4 protein-coding genes are annotated in these 6,000 nt (G+C 72.7%); 3 read left to right on the top strand and 1 reads right to left on the bottom strand.

Annotated elements, in window-relative coordinates; translation table 11 throughout:
* Together ACILR4_RS24520 and ACILR4_RS24515 are read left to right on the top strand one after the other, a co-directional pair.
* Positions 1–1,386: ATP-binding protein (locus tag ACILR4_RS24520; protein WP_395703516.1), on the top strand; the 1,386-nt coding region annotated here is incomplete at its 5' end.
* A gap of 10 nt (positions 1,387–1,396) precedes the next feature.
* The gene (locus ACILR4_RS24515; RefSeq protein ID WP_395703515.1) at positions 1,397–4,327 is read left to right on the top strand and encodes an ATP-binding protein; all 2,931 of its coding nucleotides are present in this window, start codon (positions 1,397–1,399) and stop codon (positions 4,325–4,327) included.
* Here ACILR4_RS24515 and ACILR4_RS24510 read toward each other — a convergent pair.
* The gene (locus tag ACILR4_RS24510) at positions 4,294–4,716 is read right to left on the bottom strand and encodes a globin family protein (protein ID WP_395703514.1); all 423 of its coding nucleotides are present in this window, start codon (positions 4,714–4,716) and stop codon (positions 4,294–4,296) included. The genes ACILR4_RS24515 and ACILR4_RS24510 overlap by 34 nt on opposite strands.
* 176 nt (positions 4,717–4,892) lie before the next feature.
* On the opposite strand from ACILR4_RS24510, the gene ACILR4_RS24505 reads away from it, so the two are divergent.
* Positions 4,893–5,987: a hypothetical protein gene (locus tag ACILR4_RS24505; protein WP_395703513.1), complete on the top strand. Its 1,095-nt coding sequence runs from the start codon at positions 4,893–4,895 to the stop codon at positions 5,985–5,987.
* The last annotated feature ends 13 nt before the right edge of the window (positions 5,988–6,000 follow it).

The following is a 6,000-nucleotide window of genomic DNA, read 5'->3' as shown; positions in this document are numbered from 1 at the left end:
GCCGCGCACGAGGCCGGCATGCGCCGCATCGGCGCGGGCGAGCCGGCCCGGCTGATCGGCAAGCGCGTCGAGATGCAGGCCCTGCGCGCCGACGGCGTCGAGTTCCCCGTCGAGATGCTGCTGTGGCGTGCCGAAGTGGCCGGCGAGGCGCATTTCACCGCCTCGCTGGTCGACCTGTCGGAGCGCCGCAGCGCGCAGCTCGAAATCGAGCGCCAGCGCGAGGCGCTGCGCCAGAGCGAGAAGCTGAGCGCAATGGGCAGCCTGCTGGCCGGCGTGGCGCACGAGCTGAACAATCCGCTGGCCATCGTGCTCGGCCGCGCCAGCCTGCTGGAAGAGAAGTGCGATTCGCTGGGCCTGAGCCGCGAGCAGCAGGCGGGCCTGCGCGCCGACGCGCAGCGCATCCGCGAGGCGGCCGACCGCTGCGGCCGCATCGTGCGCACCTTCCTGAACATGGCGCGCAGCAAGCCCACGCAGCGCACGCCGGTGGCCTTCAACGAGATGGTGCAGGCCGCCACCGAAATGCTGGCCTACACCTGGCGCAGCCACGGCATCAGCCTGGAACTGCAACTGGCCGAAGGCCTGCCCAAGGTCAATGCCGACGCCGACCAGATCGGCCAGGTGGTGCTGAACCTGCTGGTCAATGCCCAACAGGCCTTGTCCTCGTCCAGCGGCCCGCGCCGCGTGCGGGTGAGCACCGGCCTGGAGCGCCCGCGGGCCGACCGCGAGCCGCGCGTGTGGCTGCGGGTGGCCGATTCCGGCCCCGGCATCGCGCCCGAGCTGGCCGAGAAGATCTTCGAGCCCTTCTTCACCACCAAGGCCGAAGGCATCGGCACCGGGCTGGGCCTGGCCGTCTCGCGCACGCTGGCGCGCGAGCACGGCGGCAACCTGATGCTGGAGCCTGCCGCGCCGGGCGCCACGGGCGTCAACCTCGGCGGCGCCTGCTTCCGCCTGAGCCTGCCGCTGTCCGGCGAGGCCGGGCCCGAGACCGCCTCGACACCGCTGGACGACACCGCCAGCCTGCAGCGCTCGCGCGTGCTGGTGGTCGACGACGAGGCGGAGGTGGCCGAGCTGATCCGCGACATGCTCGAATCGGCCGGCCACGAGGTGGCGGTGGCCGAGTCCGGCGCGGTGGCGCTGGAGCTGCTGGACACCGCGCGCTTCGACGCCATCGTCAGCGACCTGCGCATGCCCGACATGGACGGCGCCGCGCTGCGCAGCGAAATCCTGCGCCTGCATCCCGGCCTGGGGGCGCGGCTGATGTTCATCACCGGCGACACGCTGTCGCCGGGTGCGCGCGAGTTCCTCGACGCCACCGGCTGCGCCCGGCTCGAGAAGCCCTTCGGCAAGGCCGACCTGCTGGCCGCGGTGGCCACCTTGCTGGCATGAGGCGCCTGCGATGACCGACACGGCGCCTCCGGATGTTCCGCCCGACCAGGCCGTGCTGGCCGCCACGCGGCGGCTGATCTGGTCGCTGGGCCTGCCGGTGCTGGGCCTGCTGGCGGTGCTGACCGCGCTGCAGTACCGCCAGCGCATGGAAGAGGCCGAGCAGTCGCTGCAGCTGCGGCTGGCGCAGCATGCGCTGGACCTGGAGCAGCTGGTGCGCCCGGCGATCAACCACGTGCACGACCTGCGTGCGCTGCTGGTCGAGCGCTGGAACGACCCGCCCGACCCCGGGCCCGAGGTGCGGCAGGCGCTGGGCGCGCGCCTGCAGCAGGGCCGACCCGACGGCGTGACGATGGACCGCGCCACGGCCGCTCAACGTCAGCGCTATGGCCAGATCTGGTGGGCCGCGCCGGACGGCTCCGGTCCGCCCGAGGACTGGCTGCGCCGCGCAGTGAGCTTCGTCGAACAGGCCCGCGTCGCCCACGAGCGCGCGCCCGGCTTCGAGGCAACCTGGTTCGCCGGCACCGACACCAACGGTTCCTTCGGCTACCCGTGGATCGCTTCCGAGCGCATCGTCGCCGCGATGGGCACCGACGGCCTGGTCGCGATGGCGCCGGTGCGGGCCGAGGCCACCGAGGTCAGCCGGCGCAAGCTGGCCGAGAAGCCGCCGCGCACCACCTGGTGGGGCGCGCCCGACATCAGCCAGCTGCAGGGGCACCTGGTCATCTCGCACGGTGCGATGGTCATCGTCAACGGCGCCTACGTCGGCGAGGTGTCGGTGGACTTCCGCATCGACGACCTGCAGCAGCGCGTGGCGGCCTGGGCTGGCGCGGCGCCCGGCCGCTACTGGATCGTCAACGACCGCCAGAACGTGCTGGCCGATTCGGCGCAGCCGCTGCTGCCGGCGGCCGGCGCGCGCTGGACACCCAGCGCGCAGGACAAGCTCCAGCTCGCGCTGGCCGAACACCTGCCGCGCGAGCTGGCACCGGCCACCGTGCAGCGCGTGCTGCAGCAGCCCGGCCGCCTGCTGCACGAGCAGGGCTGGCTGCTGTCCGCGGCCCGGCGCGAGGCCGTGCCCTGGACCACGCTGGTGGCCGTGCCCGAATCGGCGCTGCGCGCGGCGGTGCTGTCCAGCCTGGTGCCCAATGCGCTGATCGCGCTGGCGCTGCTGCTGATGTTCGTCGCCGGGCAATGGATGCTGTCGCGCCACTTCGTCGCGCCGGCATTGCGCATCCTGGCCTACCTGCGGGCGCTGTCGGTCGACCCGCGCGTTGAGCCGCCGCGGCTGGAGCCGCGCTGGCGCGTGTGGGTCGACGCGGTGACCGACGTGTTCCGCTCACAGCGCGAACTGCAGCAGCGCGAGCACCTGCTGCGCCAGCAGCAGCACCAGCGCGAGGCCTTCAACGCGGCCATCGTGCAATGGGCGCTGGCGGCGATCGTGGCCACCGATGCGCGCGGCAACATCGTCGAGTTCAACCCGGCCGCGGAGGCGATGTTCGGCCGCCCCCGGGCGCAGATGCTGGGCCAGCGCATCGCCCAGCTGTTCCCCGAGCGCTACCGCCAGCGTCACATCGACGGCCTGGCCCAGTTGGTGGCCGGCGAGCGCAGCGACTTCCTCGGCCGCCGCGTCGAGATGGTGGCCTGCCGGGGCGATGGCAGCGAGTTCCCGGTCGAGCTGCTGCTGTGGCGCACCGAACACGACGGCGAGATCCATTTCACCGCCTCGATGGTCGACCTGACCGAGCGCCGCCAGGCCCAGCACGAGATCGAGCGCCAGCGCGAAGCGCTGCGCCAGAGCGAGAAGATCGGCGCGATGGGCGGCCTGCTGGCCGGCGTGGCGCACGAGCTGAACAACCCGCTGGCGGTGGTGATGGGCCGCGCCGGCCTGCTGGAAGAGAAGCTCGACGACCCCGCGCTGCGCGCCGACGCCGCGCGCATCCGCGAAGCGGCAGAGCGCTGCGGTCGCATCGTGCGCACCTTCCTGAACATGGCGCGCAGCAAGCCCGCGCAACGCGGCGCGGTGATGCTCAACGACCTCGTCCGCGCGGCCGCTGACATGCTGGGTTATGTCTGGCGCAGCCATGGCATCGAGCTGCGGCTGGAGCTGGCCGACGGCCTGCCGCCGGTGGACGCCGATGGCGACCAGATCGGCCAGGTGGTGCTGAACCTGCTGGTCAATGCGCAGCAGGCGCTGGCCGGCGTCGAGGGGCCGCGCTGCGTCACCGTGCGCAGCGGGCTGCAGCCGGCGCGCGAGGGGCGCGCCGCGCAGTGCTGGCTGCAGGTGCAGGACAACGGCCCCGGTGTGCCGGCCGCGGCGCGGGCGCAGATCTTCGAGCCCTTCTTCACCACCAAGGCCGAGGGCATGGGCACCGGGCTGGGCCTGGCGGTGTCGCGCTCGCTGGCGCGCGCGCATGGCGGCGAACTGCTGCTGGAGGACTCATCGGACGGCGGCGCCTCGTTCCGCCTGCAGCTGCCGGTGGCGGGCAGCCCGGCCGCGGCGGCGGCGGAGCCCGACCCGGCCCCCGACACGCCGGCGCTGGCCCGCGTGCTGGTAGTCGACGACGAAGCCGACATCGCGAACCTGGTGCGCGAGATGCTGGAGTCGGCCGGCTACGAAGTGGCCACCGCCGAATCGGGCGCGGTGGCGCTGGAGCTGCTGGACGCGGCGCGCTTCGACGCCATCGTCAGCGACCTGCGCATGCCGGACATGGATGGCGCGGCGCTCTGGCGCGAGGTCAGGCGCCGGCATCCGGCGCTGGCGCGCAAGATGCTGTTCGTCACCGGCGACACCTTGTCGGTGGATGCGCGGCAGTTCCTCGACGAGGCGCGCTGCGCGAGCCTCGACAAGCCTTTCACCAAGCCGGCGCTGCTGCGCGGCGTGGCCGCGCTGCTGCAGGATTCCGGCGAGGCTCAGGCCGCCAGCGAAGCCGGCGATTCGGTGTAGAGCATCTCGCGCTTGACGATCGCGAACAGCGCGGCCCAGGCCTCGCGCTGTGCCGCGCCGAAGGCATCGCCGAGCAGCGCCCCCAGCGTGTCCATCAGCGCCTGGCCCACCGTGTCGTAGTGACCGGGCTGCACGCCATAGCCGACGTGGCGCGCGCCCAGCGCATGCAGCACCGGGAACAGCGTCTCGGGCCGGCCCAGCAGGCCGACGGCGGCGCCGATCATCTGCATCAGCTTCTCGCCCTGCTGCGCCATGTTGCCGTGGAACAGGCCGCGCACGCTGGGGTCCAGCTCGAACAGCCGGCGGTAGAAGGCTTCGGCCGCGGCGGTGGCCTCGGGCTTCACGCGGGCGAAGCTGGCTTGCACGAGGCGGATCTGGTCGGGGGTCATCGCGTTGTCTTTCGGGTCGTGATGGCAGCAGTCTGCGCAGCGCGCGCATCGACGGCGTTTCGCGGCCGGCCCACGCGGGTTTCGTTTGTTGCGCGCGGGGTCGACGAAACACGGGTGAAACCGCGCCTGCCCAGCATCCGGCCCCGCTCGCCCGCGGTGTGGGTGGAAGGACTGGGATGCTTGGCAACCTGCTGGCCGGAATCGGCCTCGTCGTCGCGTTGATCGCCGGCGGCATGCTGTTCTTCATGGGCCTGTCCAGCGACAGCGGGCGCGACGGCGGCCGGGCGATGGGCGCGGCCATCGGCTGCCTGCCCTTCCTGGCCGGGCTGGCGCTGGCCTTCACGGTGGCCTGCTGGCGCGGCGGCTTCGATTGGCTGGGGCTGTCGCGCTTCGCCAGCGGGCTGGTGGTGCTGGCCGTGCTGGTGTGCGCGGTGCTCGTCACCGGCCTGAGCGTGGCCACCCGCCTGGAGCCGGCCTCGCAGGTCCCTTGGGCGATGCTGCCGCTGCGCAGTTGGCTGCACCTGGTGTGGCCGCCTGTGCTGTGGCTGGTGGCGGTGCAGGCACTGTGGCCGCAGGCGTTCGAGGCCTGGGCCTTGCCATGGCAGCGCGCGCTGGTGCTGCTGCCGGCCGGCGTCTCCTTGCTGGCCTGTGCGCTGATGCTGGTGCAGCTGGTCGTCTCGCAGCAGCAGGACGCCGTGCGGCGCGCCGAGCAGCAGGTTGCCGACGACCAGGAACGCGACCGCTGGATTCGCGAGCAGGTGATCGCCGCCGATCCGGTGAAGGACCTGGTGTCACTGATGAACCAGACCTCGCAGGACGAAACGCCCGACATCCGCGCGCTTGCCCTGGCGAAGGTGCGCTCGCATCCCGACCTGACGCGGGCGCTGGCCGAGATGCTGCGCAGCCGCTTCTGCGACCACGCGTTCACCTTCCTCGCCAGCAACGACCCGCCCGATGCCGCCGCCCTGGCCGAGCCGGTGCGCGAGGGCATCCATGCGATGGCCGAAGAGTTCCGCGACAGCATGCGCAACACCCACACGCTGCGCAGCGATGAGTTCGACTTCAAGACCGACCGCGTGCTGCGCACGGCCGAGCGCTTTGCAGGTCAGGGCGTGGACTACACACCGGCGGTGCGCGAGCTGCGGCAGGCGCTCGACGAGAGCCGCGCGCACTGGCACACCGGCACGCCGGATCTGCACGCCAGGCGCCTGCTCGACAGTTGGCTGGCGCGCCACGGCGGAACAAACGAAACACGCGCCCGCAAGGGCTGAAGCGCGCCTGATG

The sequence above is a fragment of the Aquabacterium sp. genome, assembly GCF_044226965.1.
GTDB lineage: Bacteria > Pseudomonadota > Gammaproteobacteria > Burkholderiales > Burkholderiaceae_C > Pseudaquabacterium.
This window is presented reverse-complemented; position numbering and strand designations above follow the sequence as displayed.